Annotated in this window: 16 protein-coding genes; 8 read left to right on the forward strand and 8 right to left on the reverse strand. The window is 62.3% G+C overall.

The window, feature by feature from the left end; all coding sequences use genetic code 11:
- Positions 1-12: 12 nt before the first annotated feature.
- The 8 genes from BUA69_RS00745 to BUA69_RS00780 form a co-directional block, all read right to left on the reverse strand.
- Positions 13-2,112: an ADP-ribosylglycohydrolase family protein gene (locus BUA69_RS00745; RefSeq protein WP_046133527.1), complete on the reverse strand. Its 2,100-nt coding sequence runs from the start codon at positions 2,110-2,112 to the stop codon at positions 13-15.
- Between the two features lie 25 nt (positions 2,113-2,137).
- Positions 2,138-3,307 carry an ADP-ribosylglycohydrolase family protein gene (locus BUA69_RS00750; protein WP_046133528.1) on the reverse strand — a complete coding sequence of 390 codons (1,170 nt, stop codon included), beginning with the start codon at positions 3,305-3,307 and terminating at the stop codon, positions 2,138-2,140.
- 195 nt (positions 3,308-3,502) lie between these two features.
- Positions 3,503-4,921 carry an extracellular solute-binding protein gene (locus BUA69_RS00755; RefSeq protein ID WP_046133529.1) on the reverse strand — a complete coding sequence of 473 codons (1,419 nt, stop codon included), beginning with the start codon at positions 4,919-4,921 and terminating at the stop codon, positions 3,503-3,505.
- A gap of 38 nt (positions 4,922-4,959) precedes the next feature.
- Complete coding sequence (locus BUA69_RS00760; protein ID WP_046133530.1) at positions 4,960-5,862, reverse strand: carbohydrate ABC transporter permease; 903 nt, start codon at positions 5,860-5,862, stop codon at positions 4,960-4,962.
- Entirely contained in the window at positions 5,862-6,848 is a 987-nt protein-coding gene (locus BUA69_RS00765; RefSeq protein ID WP_082093669.1) for an ABC transporter permease, read from the reverse strand. The genes BUA69_RS00760 and BUA69_RS00765 overlap by 1 nt, the downstream gene beginning before the upstream one ends.
- Positions 6,849-6,850: 2 nt before the next feature.
- Positions 6,851-7,906, reverse strand: a complete 1,056-nt coding sequence (locus BUA69_RS00770) for a LacI family DNA-binding transcriptional regulator (RefSeq protein ID WP_046133531.1) — start codon at positions 7,904-7,906, stop codon at positions 6,851-6,853.
- Positions 7,907-8,222: 316 nt separating this feature from the next.
- Positions 8,223-10,166 carry a DUF5054 domain-containing protein gene (locus tag BUA69_RS00775; RefSeq protein WP_046133532.1) on the reverse strand — a complete coding sequence of 648 codons (1,944 nt, stop codon included), beginning with the start codon at positions 10,164-10,166 and terminating at the stop codon, positions 8,223-8,225.
- Between the two features lie 11 nt (positions 10,167-10,177).
- The gene (locus BUA69_RS00780) at positions 10,178-11,182 is read right to left on the reverse strand and encodes a LacI family DNA-binding transcriptional regulator (protein WP_046133533.1); all 1,005 of its coding nucleotides are present in this window, start codon (positions 11,180-11,182) and stop codon (positions 10,178-10,180) included.
- A gap of 354 nt (positions 11,183-11,536) precedes the next feature.
- On the opposite strand from BUA69_RS00780, the gene BUA69_RS00785 reads away from it, so the two are divergent.
- The 8 genes from BUA69_RS00785 (at position 11,537) to BUA69_RS00820 (ending at position 20,829) form a co-directional block, all read left to right on the forward strand.
- Complete coding sequence (locus BUA69_RS00785; protein ID WP_046133534.1) at positions 11,537-12,886, forward strand: extracellular solute-binding protein; 1,350 nt, start codon at positions 11,537-11,539, stop codon at positions 12,884-12,886.
- A 206-nt stretch (positions 12,887-13,092) separates the two neighbouring features.
- Positions 13,093-14,028: a carbohydrate ABC transporter permease gene (locus tag BUA69_RS00790; RefSeq protein ID WP_046133535.1), complete on the forward strand. Its 936-nt coding sequence runs from the start codon at positions 13,093-13,095 to the stop codon at positions 14,026-14,028.
- 7 nt (positions 14,029-14,035) lie between these two features.
- Positions 14,036-14,866 (forward strand): carbohydrate ABC transporter permease, encoded by an 831-nt coding sequence (locus BUA69_RS00795; RefSeq protein ID WP_046133536.1) that lies wholly within the window; start codon positions 14,036-14,038, stop codon positions 14,864-14,866.
- A gap of 12 nt (positions 14,867-14,878) precedes the next feature.
- Positions 14,879-15,994 (forward strand): ABC transporter ATP-binding protein, encoded by a 1,116-nt coding sequence (locus tag BUA69_RS00800; RefSeq protein ID WP_046133537.1) that lies wholly within the window; start codon positions 14,879-14,881, stop codon positions 15,992-15,994.
- Complete coding sequence (locus BUA69_RS00805) at positions 15,991-17,403, forward strand: CehA/McbA family metallohydrolase (protein WP_046133538.1); 1,413 nt, start codon at positions 15,991-15,993, stop codon at positions 17,401-17,403. The genes BUA69_RS00800 and BUA69_RS00805 overlap by 4 nt, the downstream gene beginning before the upstream one ends.
- 108 nt (positions 17,404-17,511) lie before the next feature.
- Positions 17,512-18,366, forward strand: a complete 855-nt coding sequence (locus BUA69_RS00810) for a sugar phosphate isomerase/epimerase family protein (protein WP_072866428.1) — start codon at positions 17,512-17,514, stop codon at positions 18,364-18,366.
- Complete coding sequence (locus BUA69_RS00815; RefSeq protein ID WP_046133539.1) at positions 18,363-19,439, forward strand: Gfo/Idh/MocA family protein; 1,077 nt, start codon at positions 18,363-18,365, stop codon at positions 19,437-19,439. Before BUA69_RS00810 ends, BUA69_RS00815 begins: the two co-directional genes overlap by 4 nt.
- Before the next feature lie 241 nt (positions 19,440-19,680).
- Positions 19,681-20,829: an extracellular solute-binding protein gene (locus BUA69_RS00820; RefSeq protein WP_046133540.1), complete on the forward strand. Its 1,149-nt coding sequence runs from the start codon at positions 19,681-19,683 to the stop codon at positions 20,827-20,829.
- The last annotated feature ends 80 nt before the right edge of the window (positions 20,830-20,909 follow it).

Consider the following 20,909-nt stretch of genomic DNA (forward strand, 5'->3'; position numbering starts at 1 on the left):
GAGGGTTCTTGCTTACGCCTGCTCGACGATCTCGATCTTGCCGACGCTGATCCGGCCAGCCGAAGCCAGGCGGATACCGGTCATGCCGTATGCGTATTGGCCATCCCTGGCCTCCAGCAGCGGCTTGCCATCGACCGAGAGGGTCAGGCTGTCGCCATTGAGGGCAAAGGTGAAGGCATAGCTCTTGCCGGTTTCGACCTCGAACGGTGCCCGCGCCAGAACGGTGGTGCCGAAGTCTTCCCTGAGGATGACCACTTCATCGCCTTCAAACCCGGCCGCATAGAAGCGGCTGGTGCCCTGCACGCGGGCGCTGATCAGCTGGGAGATACCCGACAGCCGCTGCACATCCGCCGTCACGCGCAGATTGCGCGCATAATAATGCCCGGTCCACAGATCGGCATCGCCGGCCGTGTGGCCATGGATGCGGTCATTCTGCTTGGTCCAGTGCCCACGGTTCCAGGTGAAGCGGGTGATGGCACCCAGTTCCTGGATTTCATTGGCCGGCTCGATACGTGTCGTGCCCTCGCCCTCGATGGCAAAGTCGGTGAGGAACAGCCGCCCCAGAAACTTCAGGCGACCGAAATACTCAATCGAGATCCCGACCTCGTCGATGGCCTCGACACCCTCGGGAACGATGAAGCTGATTTCCTGCCAGCCATCGCTCGAGGGCACATGCCAGGCGCCGGTTTCCTCGATCGTGCCGCTCATGGTGCGGCGGATATAGGGGGCGATACGCAGATTGCCGTCACCATTCCAGGGGTCCAGCCACACCTTGAAGCTGACCTTCTGGCCCGCATCGAGCACCGGGGTGAACATCGGGCGATAGCGCTCGTCGTCGAAATCGCTGCGGCGATAGAATGGCTTCCAGAAGACCCGACCGCCCTGCCCGCGCTCCAGCCGGTCCAGCTGGATTTCCAGCGCACCGCGGGAGTCTTCGGTGTGGCGCTCGGTCGATCCCTTGAGGGTGATCTGGTTGAAGCCCTCGGTGCGGAAGCCATGAGTGGCGCCCGGCAGATCGAAGTCGAAGCGCACGCCGCGACGGGTCATGTCTTCCAGCCACAGCGCCGGCACGTCGCGGCCAGCCAGTTGCAGCGCCAGCACGGTCAGCTCGCGCGCAAAGCTCGGAATATCGACAATGTTGATCGAGCCGACGATACCCGACGCCACGAGGAAATCGTTGATCGGCTTGCGATACTTGTCCCAGCCCGGCTGCAGGCCTTCAAAGGTGCCGACAATGGCACCGGCATTGCCGGCGTTACAATCGGTGTCCCAGCCCGCCATGGTGGCGATCTCGACGGTGCGCGGCAGGTCACCCTTGCCGTAGAGGATCGACATGACGGTCACCCCGGCATTGGGGATGATGTGGCAGACGCCCGGATAGCGGTCATAGCCCCATTCGGCCGTCAGCATGTCGCGGCAGGCGCGCCAGTCGTCGGGATTAGCCCCATAGAAGTCGATCACCGCCTGGCAGACGCGGGCATAGGTCGAGTTCGCATCGATGGTGGACATTGCCGTGGCAATGATCTCGTCGATCGACTTGGCCTCGAACGCGGCGGCGATGGCGGCAGCGCAGAAGCGCGCGCCATTCAGCCCGTCGCCATCATGGGCAACGCTGGCGGCCATGGCCGACATGTCGGCCGCCTTCTGCGGATTGCCCGGGTTCACCCAGCCCCAGCTATCGATGAAAATCTGCCCGCCGATCTGCTCGGCCACCGACGCGCCATTCTGGGCAATCGAGCCGGACTGCGGCGCGGGGATACCGGCGCGCAGGTTGCGATAGGCGGTGTGCTCGGTCGAGACGCCGAAGCCGCCCCACCAGTACATGCCATGCTCTTCGGCCGCATAGTTCAGCCAGGTCTTGCCGACATCGGCCGCCGTGGCGTTCAGCCCGTAATCGCGCAGCGCGCGGATGAAATAGACCGGGCCATTGGTGTCATCGTCTGCCGCGAAGTTCTTGAAATCGCGCAGATATTGGGTGACCTCGCCATAGGTCTTCTGAATACGGTCATAGCTCCAGATGGTGGGCTCGACGGGTGCGCCGAGGCGCACACCAATGGCCTTGCCAATGAAGCCGGCATAGATCTTTTCGAGGATTTGCGTATTCGAGAGCATCAGCGGTCTTTCGGGGTCGGAAGGATCAGGAAGCAACCAGGGCGGCGCGCGAGCTGTCGCGGGCCTCAGCTGCCTTATGGTCGGCGGCGAGAATGGTGGTCACGCTGGCGGTGAACGCGTCGGCGGAAGCGGTCAGGTTCAGGCGATTGGCGCTGTCGAGCAGGTCGCGATCCGCGGGGTCGATGACGCTTTCGCCATGCATGGCGCCCAGGATGGCGCCGGCCATGACCCCGATGGAGTCGGTGTCGCGGCCCGAATTGATGCCGTCCTCGATTGCGGTGCGGAAAGCGCCGTCGTTGAAAATGCAGAAGCCCAGCGCCAGCGGCAGTTCCTCGATGGCATTGAGCCGGCTGGGCCGATAGGCGTCGGTCAGGCGGCCGACCTTGGACGGCATATGGGTCACGTCGTCGCCCATGGCCGAGTATTTGGCGATGGCGGCGTGGAACGCCGCGCAGACCGCTTCATGGCTGGCGCCGGTGCCGCGCAGCTGGCGGGCGACGGCGACGATATCGATGATGGCGTTGCGGGTACCATCCTTGGCGAGCCCGATGACCGTGTCGACCACGGTGTCGATATCGGTGCCCGGCACAAAGGCGGCGGCGACGGCAGCGGCCATGACGCCGGCCGCTTCGAGGCCATAGCTTTCCTGGTGGCCCGAGGCGAAGGCGATGGCCTCCTCATAGGCAGCGGGCGGATCGCAGGCATTCACCACGCCGACCGGCGCGATATACATGGCAGCACCACAATTGACCATGTTGCCGATACCGCCCTGGCGGGGATCGCATGAGGTCAGCTGGTGCCGCTGGAAAATCCATTTCTCGGGGTAGAATAGCCGGTCGATCAGCATCGCCTCGCGCTGCAGTTCGGGCACCCAGCGCGGGGTCCAGGCGATCTGGCGCACCATGCCGTCGGCCATGTCCCAGGCATCGATATGACGCAGCACATCGCCATAAATCTCGGTCAGCGCCAGCGTCATCAGCGTATCGTCGGTAACAATGCCATTGCCCCGCACCCGGCCATTGCGCGCTCCGGCATCAAGATCCATCTTGTGCCACTTGGTATTGAGCGAGGTCACACGCCCATAGCGCGCCCGAATGTCCTGGGCCGACAGTTTTTCCACCGGCGCCCCGAGGGCGTCGCCGAGCGCGATGCCATGCATGAGAGCGCGGATGCGGCCGCGTAGGGAGTTTGGCATTCTCAATCGACTTTCGTTTCTTGCCGACCCCCCCGGATAGGATGGGGGCGCATCGACGTTCTTCTTGCTACTCCCCTCCCCCGTGAGGGGAGGGATCGGGGGTGGGGGTGCTGCGGTCTCAGCAAACTCAGCGTCGGCCGAACGCTACACCCCCACCCCAGCCCTCCCCGCAAGGGGGAAGGAGCAGATCGTGGCCTACTTCGTCAGGACAGTGCGGGCGTACTCGTTCAGGCGGTTGCCACCGGCGGCTTCCCACTCGGCGACATAGGTGTCCCACTGGTCCATGCCGGCTTCGCCGGAAACGAACTTGTAGACCCATGAGCGGTAGACGTTTTCGGTGGCGTCGAGGTCGGCAGCGTAGTCAGCCGGCCAGACAAAGGTATTGTCCGAGGTGTAATAGGTCGCGATGTTCTTCAGCGACTGCTGAGCTGCATCGGACTGCCAGGTCACCGGCGGGGTCCAGTTTGCGGCAGCCATGAAGCGAGCATACCAGGTGGCCATGGCATCGGTGACTTCATAGGTGTCGCCGGTCTTGGTGTATTGCTCACCCTCAAAGCCCATGCGGTCCATCAGCTGGCCTTCGGGGCTGGCCATGAAGTCCAGCACCGCGAAAGCGGCTTCCTTGTTCTCGGACAGGGCCGAGATGGCAAAGCCGCGGGTTTCCTTGGACACGTCGACGGCCTGCAGGCCCTGGCCAGCTGGACCCTTGGGCGGGTTCAGCAGGGTCAGTCCGACGCCCTCATGCAGCTGGCGCATCTTGCCGCCATAGATGTCGATGACTTCCATGGACGAGCCCGAGATGGTGCCGGCGCGGCCGGTGTAGAACTTGTCTTCCTTCACATCCCAGGGGGTCGTGATGTATTCGGGATCGTACAGACCATCGGCCTTGAGCTGGGCGTAGAAGGCCAGCTTGGCCTTTTCCTGGTCGGAGACGCGCGCATGGATCACTTCGCCTGCGGCGTTCTGCATCCAGGTGGTCTCGATGCCGAAGGCCTTGTTATAGATGGCGTCGAGCTCGTTGGTGTTGTCGGCGGTGGTCACACCATAGGTATTGGCGGTGCCGTCGCCGTCATAGTCACCCTGCGCCAGGGCGGTGTAGAGCGCGACATAGTCCTCGGTGGTCTCGGGCTGGCCGAGGCCGGTCTTTTCCAGCCAGTCGGTGCGGATGACCGGCTGCGGGATGCGGACCGGATACACATAAAGCAGGTAGGGGTAGTTCTTGAGGCGCTCGACATTGTGCGGAAACAGCGCGTCCTTGAGATATTCGGATTTTTCGATCCAGGGGGTCAGGTCCTCGAGCACGCCCTGTTCGGCGATCTTGGCGTCGCCACCCTGGAAGTACATCAGGTCCGGGATATCGCCGGACAGGATCATCGCGGTCAGTTTGTCGGCATAGCCGGCGCTGGCGACTTCGACGATCTCGATATCGATTTCCTTGCCCTGCGCGGCCAATGCCTGCTCGATGCGCTCGATATGGGCGACGTCGGCCGGATTGGAGTTCAGCAGGTCCTTCGAGACGATGCGGATGGTCACCGGATCGGCAAAGGCCGGAACAGCCATCGCCAGGCCGAGGGCCAGCGCGGTGGTTGTCAGCAACAGGCGTTTCGCAAGCATGATAGTCTCCTCCATTGTGTTTTGCTTGTTGGGTTTCGTCACCCTTTGAGGGCTCCGGACATGGTGCCCTTGGTGAAAAACTTCAGGATCAGCGGGTAGATCAGCAGCACCGGTGCGATGGTCAGCAGGATGATGCCGGCCTTGAGGGCGCGCATGTCGATCTGGCTGGCGCCGGTGTAGTTGTTCATGTTCTGCACGCCGACCATGGCCAGCTTGTCGCCCTCGACCACGAACTGGCGCAGCACCAGCTGCAGCGGCCACATCGATTGGTCGTTGAGGTAGAGCATGGCCCGGAAGAACTCGTTCCAGCGGAAGACGAGGTAGAACAGGGTGATGGTGGCCAGAGCCGGCTTGGCCAGCGGCAACACGACCTTGAAGAAGATCTGGAAGGCATTGGCGCCGTCGAGTTCGGCCGCTTCCAGCAATTCCTCGGGCACTTCCTCGAAGAAGCGGATCAGGATGATCAGGTACCAGGCGTTGACCAGCTTGAAGAAGATCAGCGACCAGTAGGTATTGATCAGGCCAAGGCGCTTGTTGACGAAGAAATCAGGGATCATGCCCGGCTCGAACACGATGGTGATCAACACCATGACGAACAGGATGCGCCGGCCCGGCAGCTTGGGCCGGCTCAGTCCCCAGGCCATCATGGCGGTGAAGATCACGCTCAGCAGCGTGCCGACAATGGTGATGAAGGCCGAATTGCCCAGGCCACGCAGCACGTTGGGATTCTGGATCAGCAGCGACCAGACATCGAGCGAAAAGCCGCGCGGCACCACGGTCAGCCCGCCCATGCCCGGCACCTGTTTGGGGTCGGACAGCGACACGGCCAGCAGGTTGAGAATGGGCTGCACCGTGATCACCACCAGCAGCAGCAGGGTGGACACGATGATCGCATATTCAATGCGCTCGAGCGGCGTGCGGCGAATGTTGGAACCGGACATCACCAGACCCCCTTCCCGGTCAGTCGTTTGGACACCAGGTGCGCCATCAGGATCAGGATCATCCCCATCACCGCCTTGAACAGGCCGGCGGCAGTGGCCAGCGAGTATTCGCCGGTCTGCAGGCCGATGCGATAGACATAGGTGTCCACGATATCGATCTGGCTGCGCACAACGTCGTTCTGGAAGTTGATGACCTGGTTGAGATCGGCACTGAGGAACATGCCGGCATTGAGAATGAAGATGGTCGCGATGGTCGGCGTGATGCCGGGAATGGTGACATGCAGGATTTTCTGCCAGCGGTTGGCGCCATCCATTTCGGCGGCATCATAGAGTTGCTGGTCGATGGCAATGATTGCCGCCAGATACAGCAGGCTGTCCCAGCCAGCCGAGCGCCAGATTTCGGAGAAGACCAGCACCCAGCGGATCGAGCCGCTATCGGTCATGTAGGAGACCGGTGCCATGCCGAAGAAGCCGGTGATCTGGTTGACCGCGCCATCGCTCGGCGACAGCGCGGCAATGAAGATGCCGGCGATCACCACCCAGGACAGGAAGTGCGGCAGATAAATTGCCGACTGAATGAACTTGCGCAGGCTCCCCCCACGCACTTCGTTCAGCATCAGCGCCACCATGATCGGCACCGGGAACACGAAGATCAGCTTCATGCCGGAAATGATCAGGGTATTGAGCAGCACCTGGTAGAAAATCGGCGAAGCCAGCAGCGTCTGGAAGTGCTTCAAGCCAACCCAGATATTGGGCGGGATGATGCGCAGCTGCTCGAAGGCGATCTTGGCTTCCCAGATCGGATAATAGTGCAGCACCAGGAAGAAGATAATGCCTGGCGCCATCATCACGTAATAGGGCCACCACTTGCGCAGCCCCAAAACCAGCTTTCCGGCCAGCAGTCCAGCATGCTGGTCGCGTGCGATCTTGGGAACGTTCCCACTGGCGCCCAAATCCTTGGCGCGCTGCTCGGCACTGGTATCCATGGTCAGCCCCTCCCTGCCCCGGAAACTCGTTTCGGGGTTGGTACCGACAGGTCGGCGAGTGAACCTCGCTCTATCAGGCGGCACGGCAAATAGATCCGGCGGTGTTCGGGCCGGTGTTCGATTTCGTCGAAGAGACCTTCGACGGCGCGGGCGCCGAGATCGCGGCCCGGCTTGGCAATTGTGGTCAGCCCCGGCCAGGCGAACTCGCCCGAGGGGATGCCGTCAAAACCGATAATGGAAACGTCATCGGGGCAGCGCAGCCCGGCTTCGCGCACGGCCATCATGGCGCCGATGGCCATCATGTCGTTGGCGGCGAAGACGCAGACATGGCCGACGCGGTCGCGTTCGAGCAGGCGGCGCATGGCGATGCGGCCGCCTTCGACGGTGTATTCGCCGTCTTCAACATCGAGGATTGCCGGGTCGACATCCCGGGCAATGCAGTGTTCGTGAACGGCGCGCAGGAACCGGGCGCGGGCGAGGCGGGACTTGGGACCAAGGATCAGGCTGGGGGCCGGATGGCCCTTGGAAACCAGCAAATCCATGCCCAATTGCACGGCCTGGGCGATATCGGAGCCGACGCTTGAGGTCTCGGCGAAGCGCTCGGCGCTGGAGCCGATCAGCAGGAATGGCAGGCCAAACCGGTCGAGGTCGTCGAAATTGTCGGCCACCGGATTGATGATGGCGCCATCGACGCGGGCCTGACGCAGGGCCCGCAAATGTGCGGCCTCCTTGGCGGCATCCCAGTCGGAGGAGAAGACCAGCAGCGACGAGCCGCTCTCGGCCGCCTTGTCCTGAGCCCCCCGGGCCACCTCGGCCCAGAACGGATTGGTGATATCGGGGATCACCAGGCCCAGCATTCCAGAGCGCCCCGAACGCATGCCGACGGCGAGCGAATTGCGCTCATAGCCCACGCTGGATGCGGCCTTGAGCACGCGGTCACGTGTGTCGTCGGTGATGTTGGAAGAGCCGGCAAGCGCCCGTGCGGCCGTGCTTTTGGACACGCCGGCGCGCTCTGCGACATCAATGATCGTGGGCCGGCGATTGCGGCTCTTGCTCATGAACTCTTCCCTGCGACGCGCTTCCTGAACGGAAGACGAAAGTTTCTGACCGAACCCTATGCGTCGTGGGAACGTTACCGCGCGTCCCATAATCGAGTCAAGCGGCCGCCAAGCTGTGCATAAGTTGCCGGAACGCCATGGGAGAATTGCTGGAATGAATACCCTTGAGCCGTACAAGTGCAACATTCACCGTGCGGCCTACGGACTTGATCGGTGGGCCAATATCAGCGCGGCAGGCGTGGAGAGTGACCCCGGACCAAGCCCGGGGACAACCCAGTGGTGCGTCTGGGGGATAGCGCGTTTTGGCGACCGGCAGCTAGTCCAGGGTCAGCACCAGCCGGGTCTTGAAATCCCCCTCCCACCACATGGGGAAATTGGTGCCCCATTTATTGTTATGGAGATTGAAACGCAGACCGGCGGAAAGGTCCGGCGGATTGGCCGAGAATGCCATGAACGGGCTGGAGGCAGGCGCCACCAGCGCCGTATCCAGCGGGGTCACGGTAAGGCTCAAGCCATTGATATTGCTACGAACAGCATTGACCGCCTGCAATTGCCCACCGCCCTTGCGGGCGATGCGGGCGCCGTCCTGCCAAAGACCCATCTTGGAGTAGTCCCAGGCACTGGCATAAGCGGGCGTCAGCGACAAAAAACTGGCTTCCGGCATACGGTTAGCCGGCTTATCGCGGAGGATAAGGGTAATCTCCACCGACCGGCGATCCAGGCCCCGGATAGAGAATTCAACCTGCCGCGGCGCCCCCAGTTCGGCATGCGCGGCCGCAGGCAGAGTGGCGATGGCCACCGCCCCGCCCGCACCCCCAGCGATCCCGGCAAAGGCAGGCACATCGGTTTCGGTGCGGGCAGTTCTAGCCCCAGCCAATCCGGGCTTGTCGTGGTCGAGAACAGCCCATTCGGCACGGTGCTGCAGATAGGTATCGAGATGGGTCTGCAGAGCCGAAAAGTCATAACTTTCATAGCGATAGCCGAGCAACACCCCGTCGCGACCAGCGATGGTGATGCCATCCGGACTGGTCAGGGCAGCGATGTCGCCGGTCGCAGGATCGAGCGTCGCCGTCCAGCCATCGCTGCTCAGTTCGACGCCAGGGGACAGTGCCCCGGAAGGCGCAGCCCCTGCCCCCAGTTCAGCCAATGCATCGACCGCCAAGGCGCGGTCCACAGGCTCGAGCGCCGCAACGGCCGCGTCGAGAAACGCGCGCTGCTCTGCCCAGGAGGCCTCGGTATAGGCGAAGCGATAGTCGTCCCGCCGGGCACGAGTGAACTCCGGCCGATCCCAGGCCAGTTCATCGCGCAGATAGGTTTTGATATCGACGCCACAGGTATGTTCGGCGACCATGGCAAGGCCGCGGCCAAAGGCCAGCCGCTCCGGTGTCAGATCGTTTTCGGCAAAGCTGTCATATAGGCGCTGCAACTGGCGGAAACGGGCCATCTTGATCGGATCGCTGCCGGCGCCATGGATCCAGCTATCGCCGATTTCGATATCCAGCACCGGGAAATCGGCACGCCGCGCCCACATCTCGGCGCCAAAGGCATCGAGCGTGGAAGCGACGATTTCCGCGCCGGGGTGGGCATGGAACATGCCGCGACAGGCTTCGACCGTCTGGCCGACGCTTTGCGGGCCGACATTGTCGTTGGTATGGGCAAAGCTCAGGCCGACATCGTCGCCCGCCGGGAATTCGGTTTCTCCGTAGGAGCCCTGATACATCACAACAATTTCGTCGCCGTTGGGCGCATGCCAGCGGAAAATGCCCGGGACATCAGGCACCGGGCTGGCGGTATTGACGCCCAGATGCAGAAACCGAATACCCGCCTCGGCCATCAGCGGCACCATGCCCAAAGTATGGCCTGGCACGTCGGTCATCTTGGCGGCAATGGTGGTCTTGCCGAAGCGCTTGTCGAGCTCCTGCGAATAGCTGAGGCCGGCGCTGAACAATGCCGGCGACATCAGCTCGGTATGGGTGGTGTAGGGCAGACCATGCCAGCGGATCAAGCCACGCTCGATGGCGCGCTCCAGCCGGGCGACGCGCGCCGCATCCTGGCTTTGCAGATGGTCCCAGATCAGCCAGGCGCCCGTGGTCCAGATGAAAGCCGGGGCCTCGGGGTTTTCGGCATAGAAATGCTCGGCCGTGCTGATCGCCTGCGGAATGAACTGGTCGTGGTATTGCCGCCGCACCTTTTCGGCGTGGTCGGTAAAGCCAATATCGAGATGGGTCTTGAAGACCAGATGAATGCGCTGGGTGGTCATAACTATTCCGATCAGCCGACCGTGCCACGCACGACCAGCCGGGTTTGTACGGTTTCCTCGAGCGCACCTGCGCTCGGCTTGCTGAGGCGGCGCAGGATCAGCCGAACCAGGGCGCGGACGCGCTCATCGAGGTCGATCTTGACGGTGGTGAGGTTGTAACTTTTCCAGTGTGACTGCTCGATATCGTCGAAACCGACAACCTTGACGTCCTCGGGCACTCGCAGCTTGAGCTCATGGCGCAGCGCATCAATGACGCCAAAGGCGCCGACGTCATTGGCGGCAAAGACTGCATCGGCGCCGTCGCCAACGCGGAACAGGTCGACGGTCGCGGCATAGGCGGTGTCATAGGTGAAATCGCCCACCACCATGATCGGCTCGCCCAGGCCCCGATCGGCCATGACCTTACGCAGCGTGTCCTCGCGAGCGGTGCTGGCGCCGGAGCGATAGACGCCAGTGAGATAGGCAAGCCGCTTGGCGCCATAGCCCTGCATCAACGCCACGGCCTGTTCGATACCGGCATATTGCAGCACGTTCAGCCGGTCATAGAGCGGACCATCGGCATCGGGGCGGTCGAATCCGGCCTCGGTCTCGCGCGGATAATGCACGTAGATCGGCACGGCGCGATCCAGCACCCCGGCCAAAATCGTCGGCTTGACGTTCTCGACAAAGGCGATAACCGCGTCGGGATTAAAGCCCTTCATATAGGTCAGCAGCGTCGCATCCATGCTCAGATCGGTGCGGGTCTTGAACAGCAGCGTCGCAAAACCCTCGTTTTGCAGCGCAGTCGTGAGTGCGTCGATTTCCTGGCTTTCCCACGGGCTGCACACGTCGGGCACAATGACGCCGACCAGGTGCGAACGGCCGCTGACCAGCGCCCGCGCAGCGCGATCAGGCGTGTAGTTCAGCTCCTCGGCAACCTTGAGAATAAGCGCCCGCTTCTCGGGTTTGAGCGAGGTATGTGGATTGAAAGCGCGTGATACGGCGACCCGCGAGACATTGGCGGAGCGCGCCACCATCTCGGCAGTCGCTCGGCCGCGTGCCTGATTTCCGGTCTTGGTCAAGACGCCCCGCTTTGCTGCTCAAAGTGTAATCGTGTTCACTTCTTCTGGCCCGGACCCAGCCGAGTGTCAAGCGAGGCCGGGCGCAGCACGCAGCCCATTATCGGCGAAAAATGTCATACAGACGTTGCAAATCCTTGCCAACTTGCCGGCGCAGCGAATGCATCCGCCGCACCGACGTGAATTCTCCACGTTGACGGATAATGAAAACGTGTTCATTGTTTAACGGTTCGTTGTCGACGGCCGAGGCCCGACGCGGACCAAATTTGGCTACCGGAGAATTCGGAGCCACCACATGGGAGGAGTTCTAAGATGAGCAATCGTCTGCGCGCCTTGGCGTTTGGCCTGGTCGGCGCCACTGCTATGGCCGGCCCCGTATTCGCGGTTGACCTGGAGATTACTTGCCGCTGCGTCATTGGCGGCGTCAACAGCGGCACCGCGCAGTGGATCGAGGAAAGCGTCATCCCCGCCTTCGTCGCTGCCAATCCGGGCGTCAACGTCAAACTCAACCAGTTTGGCGGGGAAGACGCTCAGCTCACCCAGCAGCTGGCGCTCGACTTCTCGACCGGCGCTGGTCCTGACGTTTCGGCGTTTGACGGCTTCCTGATCCCGAGCTTTGTGGAAGGCGGCTTGCTGAAGTCGCTCGACGAAGTCGCTGGCCCCGAGGTTAATGACTGGACCGGCTGGGCCAACCTGTCGGACGGCTCGAAGGCCCTGATGCTCTATCAGGATAAGTTCTACGGCATTCCGCTCGGCACCGACGTGCGCATGATCTATACGCGCAAGGACATCCTGGCCGAAGCCGGCGTCGAAAACGCCGATACCTGGCAGCCCACGTCCTGGAACGACATCCTCGACGCCGCCCGCAAGGTAAAAGCACTCAAGCCCGACAGCTTCCCGATCCAGCTCAATGCCGGCGTCGCCATGGGCGAAGCCACCACCATGCAGGGCTATTGGCTGGCACTGCTGGGCACCGGCGAAGCCGTCAAGGATGCCGATGGCAAGTGGATCGTTTCCAGCCCCGGCATTCTCGATACGCTCAATCTCTACAAGACCATCTATGTCGACGAAAAGCTCGGCGACGCCCGCGCGCAGCTGCTGGCCGATGGCCGCAATCGCAGCTTCGCCAATTTCCGCGACGGCGTGACGGCGCTGCTGCTGGAAGGCGACTATTTCTACCGTTCGGTCACCCCAGAGGGTTCCGAATTCGCCGTGGCTGACCGTGACAATGTCATGGGCTGGGCCAAAATCCCGGCACAGGAGCCCGGCAAGGGTATCCGCGGCCAGGATTTCGTGACCATTTCGGGCGGCACGGGCTTTGTGCTCAATCCGGCAACGGACGCGCCGAAGGAAGCCTGGGCGCTGCTCTCGTTCATGAACGAGCCGGCACAACTGGAAGCCTTCCAGGCGATCCAGCCGCGCATCACGGCCCGTACCGACGTAGCGATCCCGAACAGCCCGTTCCTGACTGAGACCAGCCAGACGCTGCTGCCGCTGACCACCGCGCGCCCGAACGATCCCGACTACAACGCCGTCTCTGCTGAAATCCAGCGCATGACCGAAAGCGTGGTTTCGGGCGAACTGTCGCCGGAAGAGGCCATGGCCCAGTACAAGGCCTCGGTCACCAAGATCGTCGGCGAAGAAAACACCGTCAGCCTCTGACCGAAGTCCCTCCACGGACCGTCCGGCGCCCCTGGGCGTCGGACACTCCTGGACATCAAGCTCTCCTCACCACGACGTCATCCCGGCATAGGCTGGGATCCATGCTGAAGGCCATGCGCGCCATCCAGTGAATGGATGGAACACAGCATGGAATCCGGCCTTTCGCCGGAACGACACCGCGTACTGGACCAGATCAGGGAAACGGCATGACGACTGAATCCACCACCGAGAAGCCCAAAACCAAAGGCTTCGCGCTTCTCTCGCCGCGTGCCGGCGCGGCATTCCTCACCCCGGCAGGGCTGCTGGTCGCAGTCTTCGTCATTGCGCCGTTCTTCTGGGTGATCTTTGTCTCGTTCACCAACCGGACCCTGCTCGGCCGCACCGCGCTCAATCCTGAGTTCATCGGGTTCGGCAATTACCTGACGCTGTTCGATTTCGACAACTTCTTCCAGCGCGGCCAGTTCGGCTTCTCGCTGATCCTGACCGTGCAGTTCGTGCTGTTCTCCGCCCTCTTGGGGCAGGCGTTGCTCGGGCTATTGCTGGCCTGGTTGATCCAGACCGTGCCGCCGACAGTCAAGCGCATCACCGAAACCTTCGTCATCGCCGCCTGGATCCTGCCCGAAGTGGTGATCGGCTTTGCCTGGTTCGCCTTCCTCGACCGCGATCAGGGCACGCTCAACATGCTGCTGACCAGCGTGGGCCTGCCGCCCGGAGACTTCCTGCTCGAGCATCCATTCTGGGTGATCGTATTCTTCAATACCTGGCGCGGCGCGGCCTTCTCGATGATGCTGTTCAACTCGGCCTTCTCGTCGATCCCGCCCAGCTATTTCCAGGCGGCTGATGTTGCCGGCGCCTCGTCCTGGCAGAAGTTCAAGGATATCGCGCTGCCGCTGATCCGCGGGCACATCGTCACCGATCTGATCCTGATCACCATGTGGACGTTCAACACCTTCACGCCGTTCCTGCTGACCAATGGCGGTCCGTCGTACCGGACCGAACTGATCTCGATCTACAATTACCGCGTCGCCTTCCGCGACTTCGAGTTCGGCAAGGGCGCAGCGGTCGGCGTCATCATCATGCTCATCAACCTGGCTTTTGCGCTGGTCTATCTCAGCCTCGGCCGCAAGAAGCGGAAAGCGTGAGGCCATCATGAAACTGACCGTACCCGCCTTTCTCGGCCGCATGGCGTTCTCGGCTCTGGCCGCGCTGATCGGCGTCGTCTTCGCCCTGCCCCTGATCTGGTTCCTGTTCGCGCCGTTCAATGCGCGGGCCGAGCTGGGGCTGGCGATCCCCAATCCGTGGACGCTGTCGAACTTCTTCACGGTGTTTGAAAACAAGTTCGCCATGCAGGCGCTGTGGAACAGCCTGATCCAGTCAGTCGGCGGGGTGATCCTTGTCGGTGCGGCGGCAACATTGGCCGCCTATGCCCTCAGCCGCTCGTCGATCCCCGGCAAGGGCGCGGTGACCTATGTCCTGCTGCTGTTTTCCTCGGTGGTGTCGGGTTCAGCCGCCATGGTGCCGATTTTCCTGATCGTTTCCGCAGCCGGGCTGATGGACACCCATCTGGCGGTGATCCTGGTGTTTGCCGGCGGGCTGCTGCCCACCGCGATGTTCATCCTGCGCGACTTCATCGACTCCATCCCCAAATCCTATGAGGAGAGCGCGATGGTGGCTGGCGCATCGCCGGTACAGGCGTTCTTCGATGTTGCATTGCCGGTGATCCGGCCGGGCATTGTCGTCGTGGTGGTCTGGGCCTTCGTCAATATCTGGGGCTCGTTCCTGATCCCCTTCATCCTGCTGCGCAGCGACACCAACATGCCCGCGTCGGTGGCCATCTATTCCTTCTATTCGGAAGCCGGCACGCCAACTGTGACCCTCCTGGCCGCCTATGCGCTGATCTATTCGCTCCCCGTCATTGTCCTTTACCTGTTCGTCAGCTGGAAATTCGGTTTCCGGTTCTTCGGCGGCATCAAAGCCTAAGGCACCAGATTCATGGCTTCAGTCGAGTTCAAAAACGTCTCCAAGTCCTTCGGCGAATTCAACGCCGTATCCAATATCAACCTCTCCATCGGGGATGGCGAGTTCGTGTGCCTGCTCGGCCCCTCGGGCTGCGGCAAGACCACCAGCCTGCGCATGATCGCCGGGCTCGAGACCCCGACATCCGGTCAGGTGATGATCGGCGGCGATGACGTCACCTATCTGCATCCCAAGGATCGCCAGATCTCGATGGTGTTCCAGGATTATGCGCTTTATCCGCATATGAACCTGGCCGACAATATCGCCTACCCGCTCAAGGTACGCGGCGAGGCCGTCGCCAAGCGCCATGGCCGGGCCAAGGAAGTGGCCGACGTCCTCAAGATCGGCAACCTGATGGATCGCCTGCCAAGCCAGATTTCGGGCGGCCAGCAGCAACGCACCTCGCTGGCACGGGCGCTGGTCTATCCGAGCCGCGTCTATCTGTTCGATGAGCCGCTTTCCAACCTCGATGCCAAGCTGCGGCTGGAAGCGCGCGGTTTCCTCAACCACCTGCAGCGCGACATGGGCATGACGGCCGTCTACGTGACCCACGATCAGGCCGAGGCCATGGCGCTGGCCACCCGCATCGCGGTGATGGATCAGGGCAAGATCGTGCAGTACGCGCCGCCCATCGAAATCTATCGCCGCCCCGCCACCACCTTCGTCGCCAATTTCGTCGGCAATCCGCCGATGAACCTGGTGCCGGTCGATGCGATACAGGGCGACGGCCAGTTGCAGCTGCGGGCCGAAGGCCTGGCCATTGGCGCGCTGCCGATGTCGAACGGCATCGCCAAGGCGCTCGAGACAGGCAAGACGCTGACGCTGGGCGTGCGGCCGGAGCATCTGCTGATCGCCACGGAGGGATCGCCCAACAAAGTCAGCGGCAAGCTGTTCGCCAATGAGAATATGGGCCCGGAAAGCCTCGTGACCATTGAACGTGGCGATGGTGCGCGGGTAACCGCCCGCATTTTCACGGATGACCATATCCAGCTGACCGAAGACGTGACGCTGAGCTTTCTTGCCGAGCACGTGCATCTGTTCGACAGCACCGGCAAACGTATCCCGGTGGACAATGAGGCGCCCCTGGCATGAGCCCCCAGACGATCACGGTCGCGCTGACGCAAGCCGATCAGGCGGCTAACCCCTACTTTTACGTGCCGTTCGACGTGCCGGCGGGCACCACCCGGATCGATGTCGCCCTCGCCTATCCCAAGGCGGAGGATTGCGTCATCGATCTCGGCGCGTTCGATCCGCGTGACACCGGCTATCCCACCAATGACGGCTTCCGTGGCTGGAGCGGCGGCGCGCGCGACCACTTCTTCATTGCCACCGATGATGCGACGCCCGGCTATATCCACGGCGAAATCCAGCCCGGCCGCTGGAATGTCATTCTGGGGCTCTACAAGGTGCCGGAGGCCGGCGCACCTGCGACCATCACGGTGACGCTCGACACGGCGGAGCGCGAACTGGCCCCGCAGCCGCCGCGCACTTTTCCCGTGCGGCAGGCTGCCGGCTGGTACAAGGGGGACCTGCACTGCCATACCTATCATTCGGACGCCAAGGGTTCGCCTGAGCTGCTGCATGCGGCGGCCAAACAGGCTGGGCTGGATTTCCTGGCCATTGCCGACCACAACACCATCACCCAGCGTCGCTATTTCCATCCGCAATCCTCGCCGGACCTGGTGTTCGTGCGCGCCATGGAGGTGACCACCGCTGTCGGCCACGCCAATGTCTATGGCGTCGACGACTGGATCGACTTCCGCATGACCAAGCCGGCCGATGCCCACACGCTGGCCAGACTGGTGCATGACAGGGGCGGACTGCTGTCGGTTAATCACGACAAGCCGACCATTCCCTGGGATTATGATCTGCCTGAGATTGACTGCATGGAAGTGTGGCAATCGACCTGGATGGCATGGAACTGGATTTCGCTGGCCCGCTATCAGGAACGCCTCGCGTCCGGCCTGAAGATCTCGGCCATTGGCGGATCGGACTATCACCAGCCCGATCGCCTACTGCCCGAAGGGCCATTGGTGCTGGCGCGGCCGACCACGGTGCTGTGGCTGGACGAGCTTTCGGAAGCAGCCGTGCTCGCCGCGATGAAGGCAGGCCGTGGTTATGTCACCGAAGGCCCGTCCGGGCCGCATCTCTCCATCACCGCCGAGGGCCAGCCAATGGGCTCGACCGTCAGCGGCGCCCGCGCGGTGCGGGCAGAGGTCAATGGCGCCAAGGGTGATCTGCTGGTCTGGATCGATAGTTCTGGCCCGATCAAGGAAGTGACTATTGCTGGTGACCGCTGGCAGCATGACTTCGCGCTACCGGCCGAAACTGCAGGGTTCATTCGCGCCGAGATCATCGCCAAGGCGAGCCGCGAGCGGCTGGTGGCGGAGTTCACCGGTGCATTGGAAGGCAAGGAATTGCCATGGCAATTGCGCGGCGCGGACCTGCAGAAGCAGCCGATCCGCCGGGCGCTGAGCAATCCGATTTACTTGGATGGCTAGGGTGGGCTCCCCAACACACCGTCCTCTCGCAACACAGGGTCATTCCCGCCTGCGCGGGAATGCCCCCGTGCCCATCAAGACCACACGAATAACCTCCGAGTACACGTCATGCTGATCGGCAACGCGCCCTGTTCCTGGGGTATCACCTATCCAACCGGCAATTCATTCACCTGGCAGCAATATCTCGATGAGGTTGCAGCGGCTGGCTATCGCGGCACCGAGCTAGGGCCCTTCGGCTTTCTGCCCAAGGACCCGGCAATGCTGACCAGCGAGTTGGACAAGCGCGGCCTGACCATGATCGGCGCCACTCATGTCCACACCTTTGGCGATGCCAGCACCGCTAATATCCTGATGGAGACGCTGCGCGAGCTGGCGCCACTGCTGGTCGACCTGCAGGCGAAGCACCTCGTCATCATGGACGAGAGCAATTGGTATCCGGCGGGCAAGGAAGGCGTGCTCGACGTTGCCGGCTGGCGGGCGCTGACCAGCATGGTGCGCGACGCCCAGGCGCTGGTCGAAGGCGAATACGGCCTCAAGCTCAGCTTCCATCCTCATGTCGGCACGGGCGTGGAACTGGAAGACCAGATCGACCGGCTGCTGGCCGAAACCAATATCGACCTGTGCTTCGATACCGGCCACCACGCCTTCTGGGGCCAGGACCCGCTGGCCTATATGCAGAAGGTCTGGGGCCGCATCGCCTATATGCACCTCAAAAACGTCAATGGCGCCGTGCGCCAGCTGGTGCTGGATGGCGAAGTCACCGTCGCCCAGTCCTATGGCGAGGGCGTCATGTGCCCCCTGCCCGATGGCGTTGTCGATATCCAGGCAGTCATGCGTTTCCTCGCCGCCAAGGGCTATGACGGCCCCGTCGTCGTCGAACAGGACGTCGCCGCCGACGCCACGGAAACACCGCTGCAGCTGGCTGCCCGCAACCTCGCTTACATGAACGCTATCGTCCCATGACCCAAAAGCTCAAAGTCGGCCTGATCGGCCTCGGCGAAGTTGCCCAGTTGATGCACCTGCCCCTGCTGGCAGACGATCCGCGCTTCGAAATCGCCGCTGTCACCGACGTTTCGCCCAGCCTCGTCGATCACATCGCCAACCGCTATGGCGTTCCGACCAAGGCCGCCAACGCCACCGCGCTGATCAATGATCCCGACCTCGACGCGGTGTTCATCCTGACCCCGGATCATCTGCATGCGAGCCTGCTGGAAGAGGCGATCCGGGCGAAAAAGCACGTCTTCATCGAAAAGCCGGCCTGCCTTTCCGCCGAACAGCTGGCGCCGATCCTCGAGCTCGACAAGAGCAATGAGAAGATCGTGTTTGTCGGCTATATGCGCCGTTTCTCGCGCGCTTTCCTCGAGCTCAAGAAGCGCCTGCCTCCGATCGAGACCATCCGCCATGTGCGGGTGCGCGACATCATCCGCGAAGCGCCGTTCTTTGTGGCCCAGACGCGCAATATCTTCCGGGCCAACGACGTGCCTGCCGCGGTGATTGCCGAGGGTCGCGCCACCACCCAGGCCATGCTGCGCTCGGTGATGGGCGCGGACTGCCCGCCCGACGCCCTGCGCGCCTATCAGGTGCTGACCGGCCTCTCCTCGCACAGCTTTTCGGCGATGCGCGACCTGCTCGGCACTCCCAAAAAGGTTGCCGCCGCGGTGCAGCATAGTGGCGAGACGGTCGTGGTGCTGTTCGACTACGGGCACTTCACCGCGACCTATGAAGCGGTGATCGACGACGTCGCCAGGTTCGATGCAGGCATCGAAGTCCTAACCCAGAACAAACATTTCAAAATGAACTACGACACACCATATGTTCGAAATCTGCCAACGCGTTTGGAAATCACCAGCTCCAGCGATACCGAGACCGGCACCGAGATCATCGGACCGATCTACGAGGACCCGTTCCGCATCGAACTCAACGCTTTCCACGAGAGCGTCACCAGCGGAAAACGCCCCAGGACGACGCTGACAGACTCGATGGAAGATCTGTTACTTTTCAAGGCTGTAGGCGAGCATTTTTACAAATCGGCGTGACGCAGAACAGCTGATTCCGGCGCGGTGATGGGATCAGCGCGTCTGTAACATCAGTGTCGTCAAACTATGGTCTTTCCAAGCTCGCAAACGACCTGTTCCAGGCCCCCGGCTTTCCGCTTGCATAATTCCACGGGCGGTGAATAGTCTTGGTTTACGGAAGGTCGGCGCAAGATCGATAAAACTGACGGGCGATTGCGATGCCGGTTGGAATATCCGTTCGATATGAACAGGGAGAAGACCCATGAAAAGGCGCGACTTTATGATTGCTGCCGGCACCGCTGCCGGCGCTCTTATGATCCCTCGGATCGCTTTCGGCGCGGAGGGCGTCATCGACTGGTACACCAGCTCGGACCAGAACGTGATGGATTTCTGGACCAATGTGGTCAAGCCGAAGTTCGAGGCCGCTAACCCCGGCATCACCATCAATCTGGTGGATGGCGGCGACAATGCGGGCCTGCAGGCCATTGCCGAGCGCGCCTTGGCCGCCATGCAGACCAAATCCGATCCGCAGGCCGATTTCTTCGAGGGCTTTGACGCCCGCCAGCCGGTCGGCGCCATCGATGCCGGGCTGTGGACCGATATTTCGGCTGCCGGCCTGTCCAACTATTCCAGGATCAATCCGCTGGCCCTCGATATCCCGCAGAACATGCCCTATCGCGGTTCGCAGGTTCTGCTGGCCTATGACACCACCAAGCTCGACCCGGCCAATGCCCCCAAGACCTGGGCTGACCTGATCGCCTGGATCAAGGCCAATCCCGGCCAGTTCATCTATAACCGCCCCAACAAGGGCGGTTCGGGCGGCAATTTCGTCCGGCGGGCCATCTATGAAGCCAATGGCAATGATCCGACCAAGTTCCAGGTCGACAACTTCACTGCCGAAGCCGGCGAAGCCGCGCTCACCCCGGCCTGGGACATTCTCAAGGACCTGGCGCCGTCGCTGTTCGATGGCGGGGCCTATACCTCGGGCAATACCCAGTCGATCCAGCTGCTCGGCCAGTCGGCCGTCACCATGATCCCGGCCTGGTCCGATCAGGCCCTGTCGGCCATCGCCCAGGGTGTGCTGCCGGAAACCACCGGTCTCGTGCAATTGTCCGATCTCGGCTTCCCCGGCGGCTTCACCCGCCTCACCATCCCGACCAATGCCACCAATCACGCGCTGTCGCTCAAGCTGGCGGACTTTGTGCTCTCCGAGGAAATCCAGTCGGCTGTGTTGACCGAACTGGGCGGTTTCCCCGGCGTGTCCTGGGACTATGTGTCGCCAGAACTGCGCGAGCGTTTCAAGGACGTCATCCCGGCCTCGATCCCGGTCTTTCCGGGCGGCGATTGGGAAAAGGCCATCAATGATGGCTGGTATCGCACCGTCGCGCCGAATGTGGATCCGAACGCGTGACCGTTTCCGCTCCGGCGCCTGCAGCGCCGCTGCCTGCCGCACGGCAAGAGAGTGGGAGGCCAATTGGCCTCCTGCTCGTC

Source organism: Devosia limi DSM 17137 (assembly GCF_900128975.1).
In the GTDB taxonomy this organism is placed as follows: domain Bacteria; phylum Pseudomonadota; class Alphaproteobacteria; order Rhizobiales; family Devosiaceae; genus Devosia; species Devosia limi.